We start from the raw sequence: 19,019 nt of genomic DNA on the forward strand, positions 1-19,019 counted from the left end.
TCGTTTCACTTCAAACACTTGACTCGCTTCGATCTCTCGTAGCGGGAGGCGAATTCTACAGCGTTACAACCTGCTGTCAACCACCTTTTTCACCGCTGCCGATCTTTCGATCGAAGCACCTCCAGCCCGACCTGAAACGTCCAACTCGTTGATATTCAAGGAGTTTTTCGTTCCGACTGCGCCGGAAGTGGGGCGAATTATAGAGAGATTAAATCGTGCGTCAAGGGCTAATTTGAAACTTTCGTCACCGATACACGCTTGCGCCCTCCCAGACGGGGAATGCGCTTCTCTATAGAAGGCACTCTCAGCAGCATCAACAACCCACCGATGACCGCGTACACCGTCCATTCCTTGAGGTCTGCCCGCACTATCCACAGAAAATGCAGCAGCCCCAGACCCAGGATCACGTAAACAAGCCGGTGCAGCTTCTTCCACCGCGCGCCCAAGCGGCGCTGGCTGTAGCGGTTGGAGGTCACCGCCAGTGCCAGCAGCCCGACAAGCGCCAAACTCCCAACAATGATGTAAGGGCGCTTGCGCAACTCGACGCCCAACTGCCCCCAGTCCAACCCGAGGATAAAGAACAGGTAGGCACACAAGTGCATCAGCACATAGGCAAAGCACCACAGGCCGAGCTGCCGGCGCACCACGATCCAGCCAGACCAGCCTGTCAGCTTCTGCAACGGCGTCATGCAAAGCGTTACCAGCAGCATGACCAGAGCACCCTGCCCCATCCTGTCCACCAGCACCTTGCCCGGATCGGGGCCCAGCGCATCGAGCACAGCCTGGGCCAGCCAGTACAGCGGCCAGACACAAGCCAACAGAAAGGCCGCGAAACGAAACAGTGGATAGCGCATCAGTAGTTCTTCCGCAGGTCCAGGCCGCTATATAAAGAAGCCACTTCGTCCGCATAGCCGTTGAACATCTGCGTATCGCGAACGTTGGGGCTGAACAGGCCGCTGGGCAGCCTGCGCTCACGGGCCTGGGTCCAGCGCGGGTGGTCCACCGTGGGGTTCACGTTGGCATAGAACCCGTACTCTTCAGGCGCGATGTTCTGCCAGGTGGTGCGCGGCTGCTGCTCGACCAGGCTGATACGCACGATGGACTTGATGCTCTTGAACCCATACTTCCACGGCACCACAAGGCGCAGCGGCGCACCGTTCTGGTTGGGCAGTTCGCGGCCATACATGCCCACCGCCAGGATGGCCAGCGGGTTCATCGCCTCATCCAGTCGCAGCCCTTCCACATAGGGCCAGTCGATCAAGGCGAAGCCCGAACGCTGCCCGGGCATGTGCTTTGGATCCTGCAGGGTTTCGAAGCGGATGTACCGGGCCTTGGAGGTCGGCTCCACCTGCTTGAGCAATGCCGAAATCGGAAACCCCAACCAGGGGATCACCATCGACCAAGCCTCCACACAACGCAGCCGGTAGATGCGCTCTTGCAACTGATAAGGCTTCATGAAGTCTTCGAGCGCATAGCGGCCCGGCTTACCGACCTCGCCATCCACCACCACCGTCCATGGCGAAGTCGGCAGCGCACCCGCATTGGCAGCAGGGTCGCCCTTGTCGGTTCCGAACTCGTAGAAGTTGTTGTAGTGCGTGGCATCCTTGAACGGCGTGATCGCTTCACCCTTGACCGTTACCGCCTGCCATTGGGTGCCCGGCAGTTTTTCGGCAAACCAGTTGGGGGCAGCACCGGCGTCGACGTCCGCATACTGCGAAACCTCGGCGGCAGCGGCCCAGCGCGGCAAGCTGCCGACCGCCAATGCAGCCGCAGTGCCACCCAGCAGAGCGCGTCGGGAGAGATAGAGGGACTCAGGCGTGATTTCCGATTCTTTGCAGTCGGAAGGCCGGGACAGCTTGATAAGCATAAAGACTCCGTAGAACCGGTGAGCTGATGCACCAGTAGACTACGGAGCCTTGGGGAAATTACATCACTGCTCGGTGGTTTTCTTGCGACGCGAACGCAACAGGTACTGGATAGGACCCGACGCGGCATACGCGAGGAAAATCAGCAGCAGAATGCGTGGCGGATCGCTGAACACCACCGCGAACACCAGCACCACCACAAGGATCGCCACAAACGGCACCCGCCCCTTGAGGTCCAGCTCCTTGAAGCTGTTGTACTTGATGTTGCTGACCATCAGCATGCCGGCAGCCGCCACCAGCAGCGCCACCAGGAACGAGAGCTTGGAACCCTGGATGCCATAGTCGCTGAACGCCCAGACCGTACCCGCAACCACGCCGGCTGCCGCCGGGCTGGCCAGGCCGATGAAGTAGCGCTTGTCGGCCTTGCCGACCTGGGTATTGAAGCGTGCCAGGCGCAATGCCGCACCCGCCACATAGATGAAGGCAACCATCCAGCCGACCTTGCCCATGTCACCCAGTGCCCAGCCGAAGGCCAGCAACGCCGGGGCCACGCCAAAGGCGACCATGTCGGACAACGAGTCGTACTCGGCGCCGAAGGCGCTCTGGGTGTTGGTCATGCGGGCAACACGCCCGTCCAGACCATCGAGCACCATGGCGACGAAGATCGCGATGGCGGCGAAAGCGAAGTACTTGCTCGCTTCGCGCGGATCACCGGCACTCAGGGCGCTCTGCGCACTCATGGAGTTGATGATCGAATAGAAACCGGCGAACAGGTTCGCAGTGGTGAACAGGTTGGGCAGCAGATAGATGCCGCGATGCCGTACCTTGCGTCCTTCGGCGTCATGCCCTTCTTCAACATGCTCATCGATCGGTAGCAGGCTTTCGGCGTCAGAGGCCTTGTTCGGCTCTTCGGGACGTTCGCTCATGGACATTACCTTGCAACGGTTTGGAAAGTTTCGACAGACGTCTGCGACGAGGGTTCGCCGGCAAACGATGAAGCTTTATACCAGAAGCTGACTGCCTAAACGAAAAAACGCGGCCGAAGCCGCGTTTTCATCGCATCAGATCAAGATCAGTTCTTGGCCTTGTCGACGATTTTGTTCGCTGCGATCCAAGGCATCATCGAACGCAGTTGCTCGCCGATGACTTCGATACCGTGGGCAGCGTTGTTGCGACGCTTGGCGGTCATCGAAGGATAGCCGGTAGCGCCTTCGCTGATGAACATCTTGGCGTATTCGCCGTCCTGAATGCGTTTCAGGGCATTGCGCATGGCCTGACGGGATTCGGCGTTGATGACTTCAGGGCCGGTCACGTACTCGCCATATTCGGCGTTGTTGGAGATCGAGTAGTTCATGTTGGCGATACCGCCTTCGTACATGAGGTCAACGATCAGCTTCAGTTCGTGCAGGCACTCGAAGTAGGCCATTTCTGGCGCGTAGCCCGCTTCAACCAGGGTTTCGAAGCCGGCCTTGACCAGCTCGACGGTACCGCCGCACAGAACGGCCTGCTCGCCGAACAGGTCGGTTTCGGTCTCGTCCTTGAAGGTGGTTTCGATGATGCCGGTACGGCCGCCACCAACGCCTGCGGCGTAGGACAGGGCAACGTTCTTGGCATTGCCGGAAGCGTCCTGGTAGATGGCGATCAGGTCAGGGATACCGCCGCCTTTCACGAACTCGGAACGTACGGTGTGACCAGGCGCTTTTGGCGCGATCATGATCACGTCCAGGTCAGCACGTGGAACGACCTGGTTGTAGTGGATAGCGAAACCGTGGGAGAAGGCCAGGGTGGCGCCCTTCTTGATGTTCGGCTCGACTTCGTTCTTGTACAGCTGCGACTGGAACTCGTCCGGGGTCAGGATCATGACCAGGTCGGCACCGGCAACAGCGCTTGCCACGTCAGCCACTTTCAGGCCGTGGGCTTCGGCTTTGGCAACGGTGGCCGAACCTTTACGCAGACCGACAGTGACATCCACACCGGAGTCTTTCAGGTTGCACGCTTGAGCGTGGCCCTGGGAACCGTAACCGATGATGGCAACTTTCTTGCCCTGGATGATCGAAAGGTCGCAGTCTTTGTCGTAGAAAACTTTCATGAAAATACCCCTGGTTATCTCGGCCCTTTCAGGCCATTCGCTAATTTTTTGAGTTAGATGCTGAGCACTTTGTCGCCACGGGCAATGCCGGTGACACCACTGCGTACTGTTTCGAGAATGGACGCGGTACCAATCGACTGGATGAAGCTGTCCAGCTTGTCGCTGGTGCCCGACAGCTGCACGGTATAGACCGTGCTGCTGACGTCGACGATCTGTCCACGATAGATATCGGTGGTGCGCTTGATCTCGGCACGCTGCGCACCCGTGGCCTTGATCTTGACCAGCATCAGTTCACGCTCGATGTGCGCGCTTTCCGACAGGTCGACCAGCTTGACCACTTCAACCAGCTTGTTCAGGTTCTTGGTGATCTGCTCGATCACCTCGTCATGACCAACCGTGGTCAACGTCAGGCGCGACAGGGTCGGGTCTTCGGTCGGGGCGACGGTCAGGCTTTCGATGTTGTAGTTGCGCTGCGAGAACAGGCCGACCACACGGGACAAGGCACCTGGTTCGTTTTCCAACAGCAGGGAAATAATGTGCCGCATGATTAGGTCCGCTCCGTCTTGCTCAGCCACATATCGCGCATCGAGCCGTCTTTGATCTGCATCGGGTAGACGTGCTCGCTGTTGTCGACCTGGATATCGATGAACACCAACCGGTCTTTCATGGCGAAGGCTTCCTCGAGCTTGGGCTTGAGGTCCTTCAGGTCGGTGATGCGGATACCCACGTGACCATAGGCTTCGGCCAGCTTGACGAAGTCAGGCAGCGATTCCATGTAGGAGTGCGAGTGACGGCTGTTGTAGGCCATGTCCTGCCATTGGCGAACCATGCCCAACACGCCATTGTTCAGGTTGACGATCTTTACCGGCAGGTCGTACTGCAGGCAGGTAGAGAGCTCCTGAATGTTCATCTGGATGCTGCCCTCGCCGGTGACACAGGCAACGTCCTGGTCCGGGAAGTTCAGCTTGACGCCCATGGCCGCCGGGAAACCGAAGCCCATGGTGCCCAGGCCACCGGAGTTGATCCAGCGGTTCGGCTTGTTGAAGCGGTAGTACTGCGCCGCGAACATCTGGTGCTGACCCACGTCGGAGGTGACGAACGCATCCCCCTTGGTGACTTCGCACAGGGTTTCGATCACGGTCTGCGGCTTGATGACGCTGCCATCGCCCTTGTTGTACGGGAACATGATGCCGTCGCCACGCCATTCGGCAATCTGCTTCCACCAGGCATCCATCGCCGCCTGATCAGGCTTCTCGCCGATTTCGCGCAAGGTGGCGAGCATTTCGCTCAACACGCTCTCGACCGGGCCGACGATAGGCACATCGGCCTTGATGGTCTTGGAGATCGATGCCGGGTCGATGTCGATGTGGATGACCTTGGCATTCGGGCAGAACCGCGCCGGGCCGTTGACCACACGGTCGTCGAAACGCGCACCGACGGCCAGGATCACGTCGGCATGGTGCATCGCCAGGTTGGCCGTGTAGCTGCCGTGCATGCCGAGCATGCCCAGGAACTGACGGTCGGTGCCCGGATAGCCACCCAGCCCCATGAGGGTATTGGTGACCGGCAGGTTGAGCAGTTGCGCGACCTCGGTCAACGCAGCCGAGCCACCACCGAGGATCACGCCACCGCCGGAGTAGACGATCGGACGCTTGGCGGCCAGCAGCATCTCGGCGGCCTTGCGGATCTGACCCGAGTGCCCGCGAACGGCCGGGCTGTAGGAGCGCAGCTTGACCTTTTTCGGGTAGACGTACTCGAACTTCTCGGCCGGGTTGGTCATGTCTTTCGGAATATCGACGACAACCGGGCCAGGACGACCGGATTCAGCCAGGTAGAAGGCTTTTTTCAGGATTTCAGGAATTTCCGAGGCATGTTTGATCATGAAGCTGTGCTTCACGATCGGCCGCGAGATACCGATCATGTCGGTTTCCTGGAAGGCATCGGTACCGACCATGGTGCTGGGCACCTGACCGGAGAGGATGACCATCGGGATGGAGTCCATGTACGCCGTGGCAATACCGGTGATGGCATTGGTGGCACCCGGACCGGAAGTCACCAGTACCACGCCGGCCTTGCCGGTGGCACGGGCATAACCGTCGGCCATGTGGGTTGCCGCCTGCTCGTGGCGAACCAGGATGTGGCTTACTTCCGGTTCCTTGAACAGGGCATCGTATACATGCAGGAGAGCACCGCCAGGGTACCCGTAGATGTGCTTAACGCCTTCGTCACGCAAAAAGCGGACGACCATTTCAGCGCCAGATAAAAGCTCCACGTTGTTCACCTCTAAAACGCCAGAATACCGTCCAGGCAGGACGGGTCTTAATAGGTTTACTGCCAAGCAGAGCATGAGCGACGAAATCGCCGACTACGTCAGCACTGACTGAGCAAGTATTGGGAGCGCCCCAAAGTGTTGCGGGGTTTTCCCACCCAGCGCGAGGTAACGCGTTGCGGGGTGTAACAGGTCGGCGCGGGTGTGCGCCTCATGATCTGCTTAGCGGGTCTGCTTCTGGCAGTCCCTCTACAGCGGAAACTGGATTCTTCTGATTCTGCGCCTGCAAGTCAAGAAAAATTATTGCCAATTTTTCCAAATGACGATCCGCAGCCACCACGAATTACAAAGACAGCAGCAGAAAAACAAACTTCAGAAACAAAAAGAGCCACAATCTGCGGCTCTTAGGGTGAAAATAGGGAAATTCAGGCAGAAGCACTGATCAATTGGTCAAACTCTGCTAATAGACGACGCAACTCGCGACTTTCTTGCGGCCGATCCACGTACACCGTTTCAGCCATCACCAGGATGCCCGAGGCACTGGGCAGCGGCGCACCGCTTTCGAGTATCTGTTTCATCTTCGGCAGAAAGATCCACTGCAGCCACTGATCGAAGTTCATGGCGTCGACGGCGAACGGCGTTGTGCTGGCCAGGGCTTGCGCACTGGGCGCCTCGGCGGACCACCAGCCCTGCCTGTGCAGCTCGTGCTCTATCAGCAGCAGGTGGTCTGCAATCGCCAGAATGCGCGCCTCCATTACAGGCTGACCTTGGCTTTCTGGCGAGCCAACGCGGCGCCGGCGGCGTCACCCTGCTTGTCGCGCGCCTGGGCGATGATGTCCCACAGGCCGGCCTGCAGATCGGGGCGACCGTTGGCGTAGGTCAGGGCACGGCGCGCCAGCTGTTCGGACTGCGCCGCATCGCCCTGGGCCAGTCGCACCTGGGCCAGACGGTAGAGTACCTGCGGTTCACGCGGGGCAATGCGCTGGGCACGCTCAAGGCTGGACGAGGCGCCGTTGAGATCGCCGCCGGTCTGCTGCGTCTGCGCCGTGGTCAACAGCGCCAGCACCGGGCCATCGAGCTGTTCGTCAGCCGAGAGGCCGCCGCTGCCGGCGTTCGAACTGGGAATGCCGGTGGGTGCGCTCGGTGCGCTGTAGCCACCGCTGCTGGTGCTCGGGAACGGCGCCGAATTCTGCGGGCCTGGGGTAATCGGCCCGGTGTCGATCGACGCTGGCCCGGTAGGCGCCGCAAAGGTCTGGATCGGCTCGGAGCCGGCGCCCTGGGGCACCATCACCGTCACCCCGGAATCCTGCGGCATCGCCTGCGCCTGGCGAGTACCGGTGTTCACGGCAGCGCCGGCACGGTTGGCCGATACCCGCTCGCTGTTGGAAACCCGCGTCCCTGAATCCACTACGGGGATCGAGCCACGCTGCACGCTGGCGCAACCTGTAAGCAAAGCCAGTGCCGTCAAGGCAGGAAACAACCACTTGTTCACGTCACACCCTCTTTGCTGTGCTTTGGCTTAATTCATCCAGCCCTTGACCCAGTCCATCACGGACTCGGCAGGTGCCTGCTCGCCGCCACAGGCGGCGCCGGCCACTGGCTCACTGCCGCGAATATACGGCATCTGTACCGCGCCCGGGCAGCTGGCATCGGAACCTTGGCCGGTATGCGGATCGACCCAGGCCTGCACCACGTTGTCAGGCTGTGGCATGTCCAGCGGCAGCGGGTCGGCCTTGCGCATGAAGCTGGTCCAGACCTGCAACGCGCCGGTGGCGCCGGTGAACGGTGTCTTGCCGTTATCATCGCGACCCAGCCACACCACTGCCAGCAGGTCCTGGCTGAACCCTGCGAACCAGCTGTCACGCGAATCGTTGCTGGTACCGGTCTTGCCGGCCAGGTTCAACGAACTGGGCAATACACTGTAAACCGAGCGCCCGGTACCTTCACGCATCACCCGCTGCATGGCGTTCTGCACCAGATAGATGGAGCCCGGGTCGAAGGTCTGCTGGATCTGGAACGGGTAGCGCTTGAGCGGCTCGCCCTCGGCGGTCAGCACGCTGCGGATGCCTCGCATCGGCGTGTTGAAGCCGCCATTGGCCAGGGTCTGGTACATGGTCGCAACCTGCACCGGCGACATGCCCCCGGCACCCAGCAGCATCGACGGGAAGGCCGGCCAGTCGACGTTGACACCCAGGCGGCCAATGGTCTTGAGCACGTTGGGCACGCCCACTTCCAGGCCAAGCTTGGCGGTCGACAGATTGTAGGAATTGGCCAGCCCCTGGTACAGGAAGATCGTGCCATGGGCGCGCCGGTCGTAGTTCTGCGGCTTCCACACCTGGCCGTCGGCGCCCTTCACCGAGAAGGGTTCATCCTGCACCCAGCTGGTGAGGGTGAACTGGCTCGGTTTTTCCAGCGCGGTCAGGTACACCGCCGGCTTGACCAGCGAGCCGATGGGACGCACGGCGTCGATGGCACGGTTGAAACCGGCAAACCCGGCCTGGCGGCTGCCGATCAGTGCCTGCACCTCCCCGGTTTCCGGGTTGGTCACCACCATCGCCGCCTCGACTTCGTCCGCCCCCTTGCGCCCGCTGAGGCGCTTGAAGGTTTCGTTCATCGCCGCTTCGGACTTCATCTGCAGGATCGGGTCGAAGCTGGTGAAGATACGCAGCCCCTCCTCGGTCAAGTCTTCGTCACGGTAGTCCTGGCGCAACTGGCGCTTGACCAGGTCGAGGAAGCCGGGGAACGAGCTGTCCGCCAGGCTGCCGCGCTTGGTCACACCCAGTGGCATTTTCTTCGCGGCTTCGACCGCCTCGGGGGTCGCCACGCCCTGCTCGGCCAGCAGGTCGAGCACCAGGTTGCGACGCGTCAACGCGCGTTCCGGGGAACGACGCGGATTGTAGTAGGACGGCCCCTTGACCATGCCCACCAGCAGCGCCACCTGGTGCAGCTTGAGCTCGGACAGCGGCTGGCTGAAGAAGAACTGGCTGGCCAGGCCGAAACCGTGCACCGCACGCTGGCCATCCTGGCCCACGAACACCTCGTTGAGGTACGCCTCGAGGATGTCGCGCTTGCTGTAGTGGGCTTCGAGCAGCAGCGCCATCATCGCTTCGTTGAGCTTGCGGCTGAGGCTGCGCTCGTTGGTCAGGTAGAAGTTCTTGACCAACTGCTGGGTCAGGGTACTGCCGCCCTGGCGCATGGCGCCGGACGAGGTGTTGACCCAGATGGCCCGCGCAATCGACTTGGGCGACACTCCGAAGTGGTGGTAGAAGTCACGGTCTTCCACCGCCACCAGGGTTTCGAGCAGATAGGGCGGCGCCTGATCGAGCTTGATCAGGATGCGGTCTTCAAGGTTCTTCGGGTAGATGCCGCCGATCAGCAGCGGCTCCAGGCGCACCACGTCGAGCTTCGAGCCATTGGTACCGCTCAGGCCGGCAACGTAGTCGCCCGAGAAGCGTACGCGCACGCCCTGGGCTTTTTCCATGCCTTCATAGAACTGGAAGCCGCGGGTATTGAGGTCGATGGTGTTGCCATTGACCGAGGCTGCGCCCGGGCCGTTGGCCACGCTTTCGCGGCGATAGCCCAGGGCATCGAGCTCGATCAGGAAGTCGTTCTTGCTCAGCTTCTGCCCGACGAACAGCTCGAGCGGGCGTGCGTAGACCTTGGCCGGGATGGTCCAGCGTTTGCCGGAGAATTTCTCCTGGACCACGGCATCGAGATAAACCGCAAAGCCGGCCAGCACCACAAGGCCGACCAGGCTGAGCTTGAGGGCCCAGCCCAACCAGGCGCGCGCGCGGCCAGAAGGGCGTTTTTTAGAGGTACGGGAAGATCGGGTACGAGTCATGGCGGCGGATTATACGCACTTTATGGCTTGTCGACAGACGCCCTCCGGCGGTTTGCAGCGGCCCCGCTTGCCGCCATAATGGTCGATTCGAATCTCCCACGACCCAGAAGGATCGACCGTGAGCCAAGCCTTGATCGCCGCCCTGCAAAACCCGGCCCTGTTTGCGCACCCTGTAAAGGAATTCCAGGTCATCGAGACGCACATTTCCTGGGTGCTGCTCACGGGCGAATACGCCTACAAGATCAAGAAACCGATGAACTTCGGCTTCCTGGACTTCACCGAGCTGTCGGGTCGCGCGCATTTCTGCGCCGAAGAACTGCGCCTCAACCAGCGCCTGACCGACGACCTGTACCTGGAAGTACTGCCCATCACCGGCAGCGTCGAGGCCCCGCAGCTGGGAGGTGACGGCGCGCCGATCGAGTACGCGCTGAAAATGCGCCAGTTCCCCCAGAACCAGATGCTCAGCACGCTGCAGGCCAATGGCGAACTGACCGCTGCGCATATCGACCAGATGGCCCGCCAGATCGCCCAGTTCCACCTGGCCGCACCGAAAGTGGCTGTCGAACACCCACTGGGCACGCCCGACAGCGTGATGGCTCCGGTTGAACAGAACTTCGAACAGATTCGCCCGTTCCTCAGCGACAAGGCCGACCTGGTGCAGCTCGATGCGTTGCAGGCCTGGGCGCGCAGCAGCTTCGATCGACTGCATGGCCTGTTCGAAACGCGCAAGGCCGAAGGTTTCATACGCGAGTGCCATGGCGATATCCACCTGGGCAACGCCACACTGATCGACGGCAAGGTGGTGATTTTCGACTGCATCGAATTCAACGAACCCTTCCGCCTGACCGATGTGTACGCCGATACGGCGTTCCTGGCCATGGACCTGGAAGACCGCGGCCTCAAGTCGCTGGCGCGGCGCTTCATCAGCCAGTACCTGGAAATCACCGGCGATTACGCCGGCCTCGAACTGCTGAACTTCTACAAGGCCTACCGTGCGCTGGTGCGGGCCAAGGTCGCGCTGTTCAGCATGCCGGCCGACGCCGATGGCGTACAACGGGCCACCACCCTGCGTCAGTACCGCAACTACGCCAACCTGGCCGAGAGCTACAGCGCCATCCCGTCGCGCCTGCTGGCCATCACCCACGGTGTGTCGGCCGTTGGCAAAAGCCATGTCGCCATGCGCATGGTCGAAGCACTGGGTGCCATTCGCCTGCGCTCGGACGTTGAACGCAAGCGCCTGTTCGGCGAGCAGGCCGAGCAGGCCGCCGGTCAGCTGCAACAAGGCATCTACGCCGATGACGCCAGCCAGAAGACCTACCAGCACCTGCATCAGCTGGCCGGAACAATCCTGCGCGCGGGGTTCCCGGTGGTGATCGATGCCACCTACCTCAAGCAGGCACAGCGCCAGGCCGCCGCCGACGTTGCCAGCGAAACCGGCGTTCCCTTCCTGATCCTCGACTGCAATGCACCGGACGCCGTGATCGCCAGCTGGCTGGCACAGCGCCAGGCCGACCAGAACGACCCGTCCGACGCCACTCTGGAAGTGGTCGCCGCCCAGCAAGCCAGTCGCGACCCGCTGACAGGCGAAGAGCTGCTCAAGGCCAAGCGCGTGGAAACCAACGAAAGCGGCAGCCTGGATGAACTGGTCAAGCAGATTCGCCAGCGCCTGCCCGGCCTTTAAAACGGCGAGGGCGTGAAGCAGTCCACACTTCACGCCTCTATCTCGGGCGCCTCCGCACAGTGGCACTATAATGCCATCATCAGGCCACACAAGGAGGCGCCCTCATGAACCAGCCACGCCAGCTCGACAGCGCGCTATACGCTCTGGTGCACAAGGAACACATCGCGGAATTCAATCGTGAGAAGCCCAGGAACGCCATTGTCGACTTCAAGGACGGTGACTTTCGAGGGCTGGACCTGCGCAAGCTGGACACCGAGGGCATCGATTTCAGTGGCGCCTACTTTCGCGCCTCCGACCTGCGTGGGCTGGACCTGCGCGAGAACTGCCTCGAAGGTGCCAGCCTGGCCCATGCGCAGATCTCCGGCACCTACTTCCCCGCAGAACTGAGTGCCGACGAGATTCTGATGTCGGTCAATTTCGGCACCCGCCTGCGTTACCGCACCCGCTGAAAGCATCTGCCTACAGACACCGCCTGGCAACGCCGGCGGTGGCTGCAGGCCCCGCCGTGCACCGCCCATGGCAAAACGCCGCGTATTTTCCAACTGCCGCTACACTCCTTCTTGACCTGCCCACGAATCAATCTCCAGGACCCGTTCAGCCGTCGCAAGGAGGCTTGATGAACGATGAACTTCAGCATCTGAAAAATCTTGGCAAGACGTCGGCGCAGTGGCTGCATGCGGTGGGCATCCACAGTCTCTCGGACCTTCGTCGGCTGGGCGCGGTGAACGCCTACCACGCGGTACGCAGCCGCGGCTTTCGTGCCTCGAAGGTGCTGCTCTACGCGATAGAAGGCGCGCTGCTGGATGTGCACTGGAACGACATCCCCGTTGAACGCAAGGATGCGCTGAACAAACAGCTGGATGCCAAGGCGCCCTGCAAAAATAATTGAAATAAGCAGAATGAAAGGATTGACTTCGAAATGAGAATCGTTATGATTATCACAACTGGTCGCGAGACTGGTTGGATATTCTGAAAGACCTTGGTTCGGACTCTCAGATTATCTCCTCATCAGGCTAATCACGGTTATTGACCCGGCACTTTGCCGGGTCTTTTTTTGCCTGGGATTTGAGTTGCCTGTCATGGCCTATGCACTGGCAAGCCAGCGAAAAGGGCCACCACACATTCCCAGCCTGTATCACCCGCCCTTGCGCAGGCTCGCACAGTAATCCTGCTCGGCCACGCCAGCGGTAAACCACACGTAATCGGCCATGCCTGCGTCCACCTTTTCCCCCACCTGCGCCAGCATCAGCACGCTGGTGCCCTGCTCTACCCCCAGGTCCAGCAGATGCAAGGGCACGCCCAGGTCGTTGCGCACGTGATAGGCCCCCGCCAACAGCAGGGCCGGCGTCGGCGCCTGCATCAGGCGCTGGGCGATTCGCCGGTCACGCTGCTGCTGTACCGCCAGCATGGCCGGCATCTGCGATTCAGGCAGCAGCCCGCAATGCCCTTCACGTACCTGGTCGAGCAAGGCCTGGGTAACCGTAGCGGTCGTAGCGTGCTGCCCCTCCAACTTCGGTACCTGGCGGTAGATATCCCGCACCTCGGCGCGATCAAGGTTCGCCGCCAGCAACGGATAGGGCTGCCCCAGCGCATGGCGCACGATCGGGCCATACAGGGCCCAATCCCAACCTGATTGCCAGTGCAGCGCCGACACCAGGTCGACCGGCAGCGTGGGCTGCTGCTTGAGTGCATCCACCCGCGCCTGCTGCGCCGGCTCCAGCATCTCCAACAGCAGGCTGCCCTGCGGCCGTTGCTGCTCCAGCGCGCGTAACAACCACAACTGCAAGGCATGGTGATCGGGGTTGTCGTGCTGCTCCCCCACCAGCACCCGCGGTACCGCAGCCAGGCGCCGGACCAGTTGCTCCGGTGTCAGTAACCGGCCTGTGCTCAACTCGCGGATCTGCCCCAGCTCGGCATGCTCGTGCCCCTGCGGACCTTGCCACTGCGGCAGTGGCGCCAACGCTGCGCCGGACTGGCAAGCGCTCAGTCCCAACGCCAGCAGCAACAGGGTGCCAAACAGCAACGTGCGAGGCATGGGCGAGCTCCTAGCGGGCGATGATGAGCGGGTGCCCCCGCTCGGGGTGAGGTTGAACCAGTACTTCAAGGCCGAACACGGCGCGCAGCGCTTCGGGCCGAAGCACCTGTTCAGGGGTATCCAGCGCATGCGGGCAGCCACGTTCGAGCAGCAGGATGCGGTCACAATAGCGCGCCGCCAGGTTCAGGTCATGCAGGATCACCAGTACCGCCGCACCACGGTCGGCAAAGGCTCTGACCGCCTGCAACGTGGTGTGCTGATGCAGGGGGTCGAGCATGGACGTCGGCTCGTCGAGCAACAGCGTGCAGCCGTCGCCCCCTGGCCAGAGCTGCGCCAGCACCCGCGCCAGGTGCACTCGCTGACGCTCGCCCCCCGACAGCGCCAGGTAGCTGCGCCCCACCAGGTGCCCGGCATCCGCCGCCTCCAGTGCCTCGACCACGATTGCCTGGTCGCGCACCTGACCAGTGCGGTGGGGCAGTCGCCCCATGGCCACCACCTCCTCGACACGAAACGCAAAGCCCAGGCTTGAAGTCTGCGGCAGTACCGCCAGGCGTTGTGCCCGCTCATGCCCGCTCCAGTCGCCCAACGCACGCTCATCCAGCAGCACACGGCCATGATGGGCAGGCAATTCGCCGCACAACGCTGCGAGCAAGGTGCTCTTGCCAGCACCATTGGGGCCCAGCACACCCAGCACCTGCCCCGGCTCGATGCCCAGGGTGATGCCATCGAGCACCCGGGTCTGCCCGCGCACCACCTGCAGGTTCTCCACCCGTAGCATCAGGCACGCCCCCGTAGCAGCAGAAACAGGAAGAAGGGGGCACCGATAAATGCAGTGACGATGCCAATCGGCAGTTCTGCCGGCGCCAGTGCCAGCCGCGCGATCAGGTCGGCGAACAGCAGCAGCGACGCTCCGGCCAGCGGCGACGCCGGCAGCAACACGCGATGGTCGGGGCCGGACAACAGTCGCACCATGTGCGGCACCACCAGCCCGACAAAACCGATCAACCCCGCCGCCGCTACCGCCGCCCCCACGCCCAGCGCGGTGCAGAACACCAGTTCGCGCTTGAGTGTTTCGACCTCGATACCCAGGTGGCGCGCCTCCGACTCACCCAGCAGCAGGGCATTGAGCGCCTCGGCCCGGCGTGGCAGCCACCAGGCCACTACCACCGCCACCAGCAACAGCGGCCACAGGCGCGGGTAGCTTGCGCCATTGAGACTGCCCAGGTTCCAGAACGTCAGCGTACGCAGCGTGGCGTCGTCGGCAAGATAAGTGAACAGCCCCACCACCGAGGCGGCCAGGGCGGTCAGGGCGATGCCCGCCAGCAGCATGGTGGCGACACTGGTCTGACCGTCACGCCGGCCCAACCGGTAGACCAGCGCCGTCACGCCCAGCCCGCCGAGAAATGCGAAGATCGACAACAGATAGGGCGCGAACACCTCGGGCACGCCCCCCAGCCAGTTGCCGCCCACAATCGCCACCGCCGCCCCGAGTGCAGCACCGCTGGACACCCCGACCAGGCCGGGGTCGGCCAGCGGGTTGCGAAACAGGCCCTGCATCGCCACGCCGGAAATCGCCAACACCGCGCCGCCCACCAGCCCGAGCAAGGTGCGCGGCAGACGAATCTGGCCCAGGATCAGTTCGGCCTGCTCCAGCCCCTGGGCCTGAATCGGCACGCCTATCAGGCGCAGCCCGGCTCGCAGGGTGTCGAGCAACGGCAGGCTGACCGGCCCCAGTGCCAATGACAGCCACACCGCCAACAGGCACAGCAGGCTCAGGCCGATGAACAGAGCACGCGGTGGTACCAGTCGATTCATGGGGCCAGTTGCGCCTTGGCCGCCGGGTAGAAGGCTTGCGCCAGCGCTTGCAGGCTGGCCGGCTGACGCGGCCCGAGGCCGCCCACCAGCAAGGTCGGGTCAAGTTCGACCAGACGCTTGTCCCGTGCTGCGCGAGAGGCCGCCAGCGCCGGGTTTTCCTTGAGCAGGGCCTGCAGCGCCGCCTCGCCCGACAGGCTGCGATCGGCAAACACAAGCACCTGGGGGTTCAGCGCCGCCAGCGCCTCGACCGAGAAGTTCTTGTAGCCGTCATTGTCGGCCAGGTTGCGCCCGCCGGCCTGGCGAATCATCCAGTCGCCTGCGGTCCCCTTGCCCGCGATCATCGGCTTGGCACCGCCATGCCCCACCAGCAGAATCACGCCAGGGGCCGCCTGACTGCCCTGCACTGCCTTGATTCGTGCCGCCAGCCCGTCAAGCTGCTGCCGGTACTCGCCGAACAGGCGCTCTGCCTGTGCCTCGTCGCCCATCAGGCGGCCCAGTTGCCGGAGGTTGCCATGCACGGCCTGCAGCTCGGGCGTGCTCGAAAACAGCTCCACCTTCACCCCGGCCCCCCGGAGCTGCTTGAGCACCTCTGGCGGGCCCATTTCCTCGGTGCCCACCAGCAGGTCCGGGCGCAAGCTGAGCACCCCTTCGGCCGACAGCTGACGCTGGTAGCCGATGCTGGGCAGCGCCTTGAGGCTCGCAGGGTGCTGGCTGGTGGTGTCGACGCCCACCAGCCGCGACTCGCCGCCCAGCGCCACCACCCACTCGCTCAGCGCACCGCCGGCACTGACCCAGCGGGCGGCCAGGGGTTCGGCCTGGGCCGCCGAGTTGAAAACAAGCCCGATACACAGGGCGATCAGGCTGGCACGTCGGCGCATAGCAAGGCTTCCTTAGATGAAGGCGGACCGTTGTCCAGGTGGATAACGGTTGGGCAGTGCCCGTACTCGCGGTATAAAGACGCCGGGCACGGCCATTGCGGGCAATTTGATAATTATTTGCATTTGGACGTCAAGCCGACTCTCGTTTCTTCAAGTGAACCTACCCATGCACCTTCTTTTCCGCCCGTCCGATCTGGGCGAGGGCCAGAGCCGTGGCTTCAAGGCCGCAGGCATCGACCTGTTCGGCGTACGTCGCCAGGGCCGCGTCTACCTGTACCGCAACCGCTGCCCTCATCGTGGCATCGGCCTGAACTGGGAGGCAGACCAATTCCTGGACCCCAGCGCCCAACTGATCGCCTGCGTTCATCACGGCGCACTGTTCGTGCCGGAGTCCGGTGAATGCGTGGCCGGCCCCTGTACCGGGGATGCATTGCAGGCCCTGGACTGCCGGGAAGACAGCCAGGGCATCTGGCTCATTACGTGAGCATCACCGGCAATGCGCGGTCGATGCTGATCTGCTCGCCGTCCAGGTGCACGCCGTAGGCCAGCACCTCGACACCTTCGGCTGCCGCTGCACGCAAGGCCGCGGCATAGGCGCTGTCGATTTCCTCGGCCGGGCGCACCGCATCGATGCCGCTCAGGTTCACGCAATACAGTTGCACCGCCCGCACACCCTGGCGCACCAGTGCCGACAGTTCGCGCAGGTGCTTGGCGCCACGTTGGGTCACCGCGTCGGGAAACGCCGCTATCCGCGAGCCGTCGAAGCCCAGGGTCACGCTCTTGACCTCGACATAGGCCGGCCCTGTGGGGTACTCCAGGCGAAAATCGATGCGGCTGCGTTCCTCGCCATAGGCCACCTCCCGCCGGAGCGCCGTGAAGCCGGCCAGCTCGGTGATGCGCCCGGCGTGCAGCGCCTCTTCGACGATGGCATTGGCCCGCCCGGTGTTCACACAGGCCAGCCGGCCTTGCGGGGTCTCGGCGATTTCCCAGGTGCCCGGCAATTTGCGCTTGGGGTCGCTGGACCGACTGAACCAGACCTTGCCGCCCTCCAGCATGCAGTTGAGCATCGACCCGGTGTTGGGGCAGTGGATGGTCATCTGTTCGCCGTTGGCCAGTTCGATGTCGGCCAGAAAACGCTTGTAGCGCCGCAGCAGGCGCGCCTGCTCAAGTTCGGGGAAAAAACGCATCAGCCTTGCCAACTCCGCAAACCGCGGGCGATCCGCTCGACCGCCTGCTGCAGGCGCGGCAGGCTCTGGGTGTAGGCAAACCGCACATGGTGCCCGGCCTGGTGACGACCGAAGTCCAGGCCCGGGGTGAAGGCTACGTGCTCGGTTTCGAGGAAGTGCTGACAGAACGCGAAGGCATCACCGCCGAACGCGCTGATATCGGCGTACAGGTAGAACGCCCCTTGCGGTTCCACCGCGATACCGAAGCCCAGCTCGCGCAGGGCCGGCAACAGGAAGTCGCGACGCCGCGCGAACTCGGCGCGACGCTCCTCGAAAATCGCCAGCGTGCGGGGTTCGAAACAGGCCAGCGCAGCATGTTGGGCCATGCTCGGCGCACTGATGTAGAGGTTTTGCGCCAGCTTCTCCAGGTCGGCGACCGCTGCAGGCGGCGCTACCAGCCAACCGAGGCGCCAGCCGGTCATGCCGAAATATTTTGAGAAACTATTCAGCACGAAGGCTTCGTCATCGACTTCCAGCACGCTGGGGGCGTCGATGCCGTAGGTCAGGCCGTGATAGATCTCGTCGACCACCAGGTGGCCATTGTGCGCACGGGTAGCCTGCGACAGGCTGGCCAGTTGCTCGCGGTCGAGCACCGTGCCGGTGGGGTTGGCGGGCGAGGCCACCAGTGCACCGACGGTCTCGTTGTCCCAGTAACGCTCGACCAGGTCGGCATTGAGCTGGTAGTTGGCCTCGGGGCCGACCGGCACCAGTTGCGCACCGCCCTCGACCAGGCGCAGAAAGTGCCGGTTGCACGGGTAGCCCGGGTCGGCCAGCAGCCAGTGCTTGCCTGGGTCGACCAGCAGGCTGGCCGCCAGCAGCAATGCGCCCGAGCCGCCCGGGGTGATCAGGATGCGTTGCGGGTCGATGTTCACCCCGTAACGCTGGGCATAGAACCCGGCAATCGCCTCGCGCAGCGCAGGCAGGCCACGTGCCGCGGTGTAGCGCGTGTGGCCTGCGGCCAGGGCAGCCTGACCGGCTTCGACGATGGGCGCGGCAGTGGTGAAGTCCGGCTCGCCGATCTCCAGGTGGATCACGTCATGCCCGGCTGCCTGCAGTTCGTTGGCCCGCGCCAGCAGCGCCATGACATGAAAGGGTTCGATGGCGCGACTGCGCGCACTGTAGGGCTGGGCCATGGCCTTCTCTCAAATGGGTCTAAAATGATGATTCTACCCATGCATGGGAACGAACGTGTGGGTAAAGCCGTGGTCAACCGGGGAGACAACCGGGAGTAGCGCGCCCCGATTCGATCTGGTAAGTTCGGCGGCTCGCAGTCGCAGGGCCGGCGGGCGCCGGAGATGGAGAAGCCTGCGCAATGGATTA

General features: G+C 62.9%; 19 protein-coding genes. 4 read left to right on the top strand and 15 right to left on the bottom strand.

The features are described 5' to 3' along the window. Window positions 1-227 precede the first annotated feature (227 nt). From msrQ to mrcB, 9 genes are all read right to left on the bottom strand, one after another. A complete protein-coding gene (gene msrQ / locus MF6396_RS19255) occupies window positions 228-854 on the bottom strand; it encodes a protein-methionine-sulfoxide reductase heme-binding subunit MsrQ (protein ID WP_078481312.1) in 627 nt (208 codons plus the stop codon). Then, window positions 854-1,867 (bottom strand): protein-methionine-sulfoxide reductase catalytic subunit MsrP, encoded by a 1,014-nt coding sequence (gene msrP / locus MF6396_RS19260; protein WP_078481314.1) that lies wholly within the window; start codon window positions 1,865-1,867, stop codon window positions 854-856. The genes msrQ and msrP overlap by 1 nt, the downstream gene beginning before the upstream one ends. A 63-nt stretch (window positions 1,868-1,930) precedes the next feature. Then, window positions 1,931-2,791 (bottom strand): CDP-diacylglycerol--serine O-phosphatidyltransferase, encoded by an 861-nt coding sequence (pssA, locus tag MF6396_RS19265; RefSeq protein WP_043863786.1) that lies wholly within the window; start codon window positions 2,789-2,791, stop codon window positions 1,931-1,933. 146 nt (window positions 2,792-2,937) lie between these two features. Next, complete coding sequence (gene ilvC / locus MF6396_RS19270) at window positions 2,938-3,954, bottom strand: ketol-acid reductoisomerase (RefSeq protein ID WP_043863787.1); 1,017 nt, start codon at window positions 3,952-3,954, stop codon at window positions 2,938-2,940. Window positions 3,955-4,007: 53 nt separating this feature from the next. Beyond that, window positions 4,008-4,499: an acetolactate synthase small subunit gene (gene ilvN / locus MF6396_RS19275; RefSeq protein ID WP_043863788.1), complete on the bottom strand. Its 492-nt coding sequence runs from the start codon at window positions 4,497-4,499 to the stop codon at window positions 4,008-4,010. Window positions 4,500-4,501: 2 nt separating this feature from the next. Then, window positions 4,502-6,226, bottom strand: coding sequence for an acetolactate synthase 3 large subunit (locus MF6396_RS19280; RefSeq protein WP_043863936.1), 1,725 nt, complete (start codon window positions 6,224-6,226; stop codon window positions 4,502-4,504). Between the two features lie 422 nt (window positions 6,227-6,648). Then, entirely contained in the window at window positions 6,649-6,978 is a 330-nt protein-coding gene (locus MF6396_RS19285) for a YqcC family protein (RefSeq protein WP_054916523.1), read from the bottom strand. Further along, complete coding sequence (locus tag MF6396_RS19290) at window positions 6,978-7,715, bottom strand: hypothetical protein (RefSeq protein WP_078481315.1); 738 nt, start codon at window positions 7,713-7,715, stop codon at window positions 6,978-6,980. The genes MF6396_RS19285 and MF6396_RS19290 overlap by 1 nt, the downstream gene beginning before the upstream one ends. A gap of 27 nt (window positions 7,716-7,742) precedes the next feature. Continuing rightward, the gene (mrcB, locus tag MF6396_RS19295) at window positions 7,743-10,064 is read right to left on the bottom strand and encodes a penicillin-binding protein 1B (protein ID WP_054916525.1); all 2,322 of its coding nucleotides are present in this window, start codon (window positions 10,062-10,064) and stop codon (window positions 7,743-7,745) included. 118 nt (window positions 10,065-10,182) lie between these two features. Here mrcB and MF6396_RS19300 point away from each other — a divergent pair, with 118 nt between their 5' ends. The 3 genes from MF6396_RS19300 (at window position 10,183) to MF6396_RS19310 (ending at window position 12,634) form a co-directional block, all read left to right on the top strand. After that, window positions 10,183-11,745 (top strand): bifunctional aminoglycoside phosphotransferase/ATP-binding protein, encoded by a 1,563-nt coding sequence (locus MF6396_RS19300; RefSeq protein WP_043863792.1) that lies wholly within the window; start codon window positions 10,183-10,185, stop codon window positions 11,743-11,745. 104 nt (window positions 11,746-11,849) lie between these two features. Beyond that, complete coding sequence (locus tag MF6396_RS19305) at window positions 11,850-12,194, top strand: pentapeptide repeat-containing protein (protein ID WP_043863793.1); 345 nt, start codon at window positions 11,850-11,852, stop codon at window positions 12,192-12,194. 167 nt (window positions 12,195-12,361) lie between these two features. Continuing rightward, a complete protein-coding gene (locus tag MF6396_RS19310) occupies window positions 12,362-12,634 on the top strand; it encodes a TfoX/Sxy family protein (RefSeq protein ID WP_043863794.1) in 273 nt (90 codons plus the stop codon). Between the two features lie 246 nt (window positions 12,635-12,880). Here MF6396_RS19310 and MF6396_RS19315 read toward each other — a convergent pair whose 3' ends face one another. Genes MF6396_RS19315 through MF6396_RS19330 form a run of 4 tightly spaced genes read right to left on the bottom strand, consistent with a single transcriptional unit; the run spans window position 12,881 to window position 16,473 of the window. Next, a complete protein-coding gene (locus tag MF6396_RS19315) occupies window positions 12,881-13,780 on the bottom strand; it encodes a ChaN family lipoprotein (protein ID WP_078481317.1) in 900 nt (299 codons plus the stop codon). 10 nt (window positions 13,781-13,790) lie between these two features. Next, window positions 13,791-14,558: a heme ABC transporter ATP-binding protein gene (locus tag MF6396_RS19320; protein WP_043863796.1), complete on the bottom strand. Its 768-nt coding sequence runs from the start codon at window positions 14,556-14,558 to the stop codon at window positions 13,791-13,793. Beyond that, a complete protein-coding gene (locus tag MF6396_RS19325) occupies window positions 14,558-15,541 on the bottom strand; it encodes a FecCD family ABC transporter permease (protein WP_177346335.1) in 984 nt (327 codons plus the stop codon). Before MF6396_RS19325 ends, MF6396_RS19320 begins: the two co-directional genes overlap by 1 nt. A 50-nt stretch (window positions 15,542-15,591) precedes the next feature. Further along, the gene (locus MF6396_RS19330; RefSeq protein ID WP_054916529.1) at window positions 15,592-16,473 is read right to left on the bottom strand and encodes a heme/hemin ABC transporter substrate-binding protein; all 882 of its coding nucleotides are present in this window, start codon (window positions 16,471-16,473) and stop codon (window positions 15,592-15,594) included. Between the two features lie 166 nt (window positions 16,474-16,639). On the opposite strand from MF6396_RS19330, the gene MF6396_RS19335 reads away from it, so the two are divergent. Continuing rightward, window positions 16,640-16,957, top strand: a complete 318-nt coding sequence (locus tag MF6396_RS19335) for a Rieske (2Fe-2S) protein (RefSeq protein WP_078481320.1) — start codon at window positions 16,640-16,642, stop codon at window positions 16,955-16,957. Here the strand turns inward: MF6396_RS19335 and sfsA are convergent. Next, the gene (gene sfsA, locus MF6396_RS19340) at window positions 16,950-17,660 is read right to left on the bottom strand and encodes a DNA/RNA nuclease SfsA (protein ID WP_043863800.1); all 711 of its coding nucleotides are present in this window, start codon (window positions 17,658-17,660) and stop codon (window positions 16,950-16,952) included. The genes MF6396_RS19335 and sfsA overlap by 8 nt on opposite strands. After that, the gene (locus MF6396_RS19345; protein WP_078481321.1) at window positions 17,660-18,832 is read right to left on the bottom strand and encodes a pyridoxal phosphate-dependent aminotransferase; all 1,173 of its coding nucleotides are present in this window, start codon (window positions 18,830-18,832) and stop codon (window positions 17,660-17,662) included. Before MF6396_RS19345 ends, sfsA begins: the two co-directional genes overlap by 1 nt. Window positions 18,833-19,019 lie beyond the last annotated feature (187 nt).

Source organism: Pseudomonas sp. MF6396 (assembly GCF_002018915.1).
Taxonomy (GTDB): domain Bacteria; phylum Pseudomonadota; class Gammaproteobacteria; order Pseudomonadales; family Pseudomonadaceae; genus Aquipseudomonas; species Aquipseudomonas palmensis.

Bases quoted from the DNA above. Each gene is read 5' to 3' on its own strand.
- msrP (WP_078481314.1), bottom strand. From the start codon at position 1,867: ATGCTTATCAAGCTGTCCCGGCCTTCCGACTGCAAAGAATCGGAAATC.
- sfsA (WP_043863800.1), bottom strand. From the start codon at position 17,660: ATGCGTTTTTTCCCCGAACTTGAGCAGGCGCGCCTGCTGCGGCGCTAC.
- pssA (WP_043863786.1), bottom strand. From the start codon at position 2,791: ATGAGCGAACGTCCCGAAGAGCCGAACAAGGCCTCTGACGCCGAAAGC.
- MF6396_RS19305 (WP_043863793.1), top strand. From the start codon at position 11,850: ATGAACCAGCCACGCCAGCTCGACAGCGCGCTATACGCTCTGGTGCAC.
- MF6396_RS19335 (WP_078481320.1), top strand. From the start codon at position 16,640: ATGCACCTTCTTTTCCGCCCGTCCGATCTGGGCGAGGGCCAGAGCCGT.
- MF6396_RS19315 (WP_078481317.1), bottom strand. From the start codon at position 13,780: ATGCCTCGCACGTTGCTGTTTGGCACCCTGTTGCTGCTGGCGTTGGGA.
- MF6396_RS19345 (WP_078481321.1), bottom strand. From the start codon at position 18,832: ATGGCCCAGCCCTACAGTGCGCGCAGTCGCGCCATCGAACCCTTTCAT.
- mrcB (WP_054916525.1), bottom strand. From the start codon at position 10,064: ATGACTCGTACCCGATCTTCCCGTACCTCTAAAAAACGCCCTTCTGGC.
- ilvN (WP_043863788.1), bottom strand. From the start codon at position 4,499: ATGCGGCACATTATTTCCCTGCTGTTGGAAAACGAACCAGGTGCCTTG.
- msrQ (WP_078481312.1), bottom strand. From the start codon at position 854: ATGCGCTATCCACTGTTTCGTTTCGCGGCCTTTCTGTTGGCTTGTGTC.
- MF6396_RS19320 (WP_043863796.1), bottom strand. From the start codon at position 14,558: ATGCTACGGGTGGAGAACCTGCAGGTGGTGCGCGGGCAGACCCGGGTG.
- MF6396_RS19310 (WP_043863794.1), top strand. From the start codon at position 12,362: ATGAACGATGAACTTCAGCATCTGAAAAATCTTGGCAAGACGTCGGCG.
- ilvC (WP_043863787.1), bottom strand. From the start codon at position 3,954: ATGAAAGTTTTCTACGACAAAGACTGCGACCTTTCGATCATCCAGGGC.
- MF6396_RS19285 (WP_054916523.1), bottom strand. From the start codon at position 6,978: ATGGAGGCGCGCATTCTGGCGATTGCAGACCACCTGCTGCTGATAGAG.
- MF6396_RS19330 (WP_054916529.1), bottom strand. From the start codon at position 16,473: ATGCGCCGACGTGCCAGCCTGATCGCCCTGTGTATCGGGCTTGTTTTC.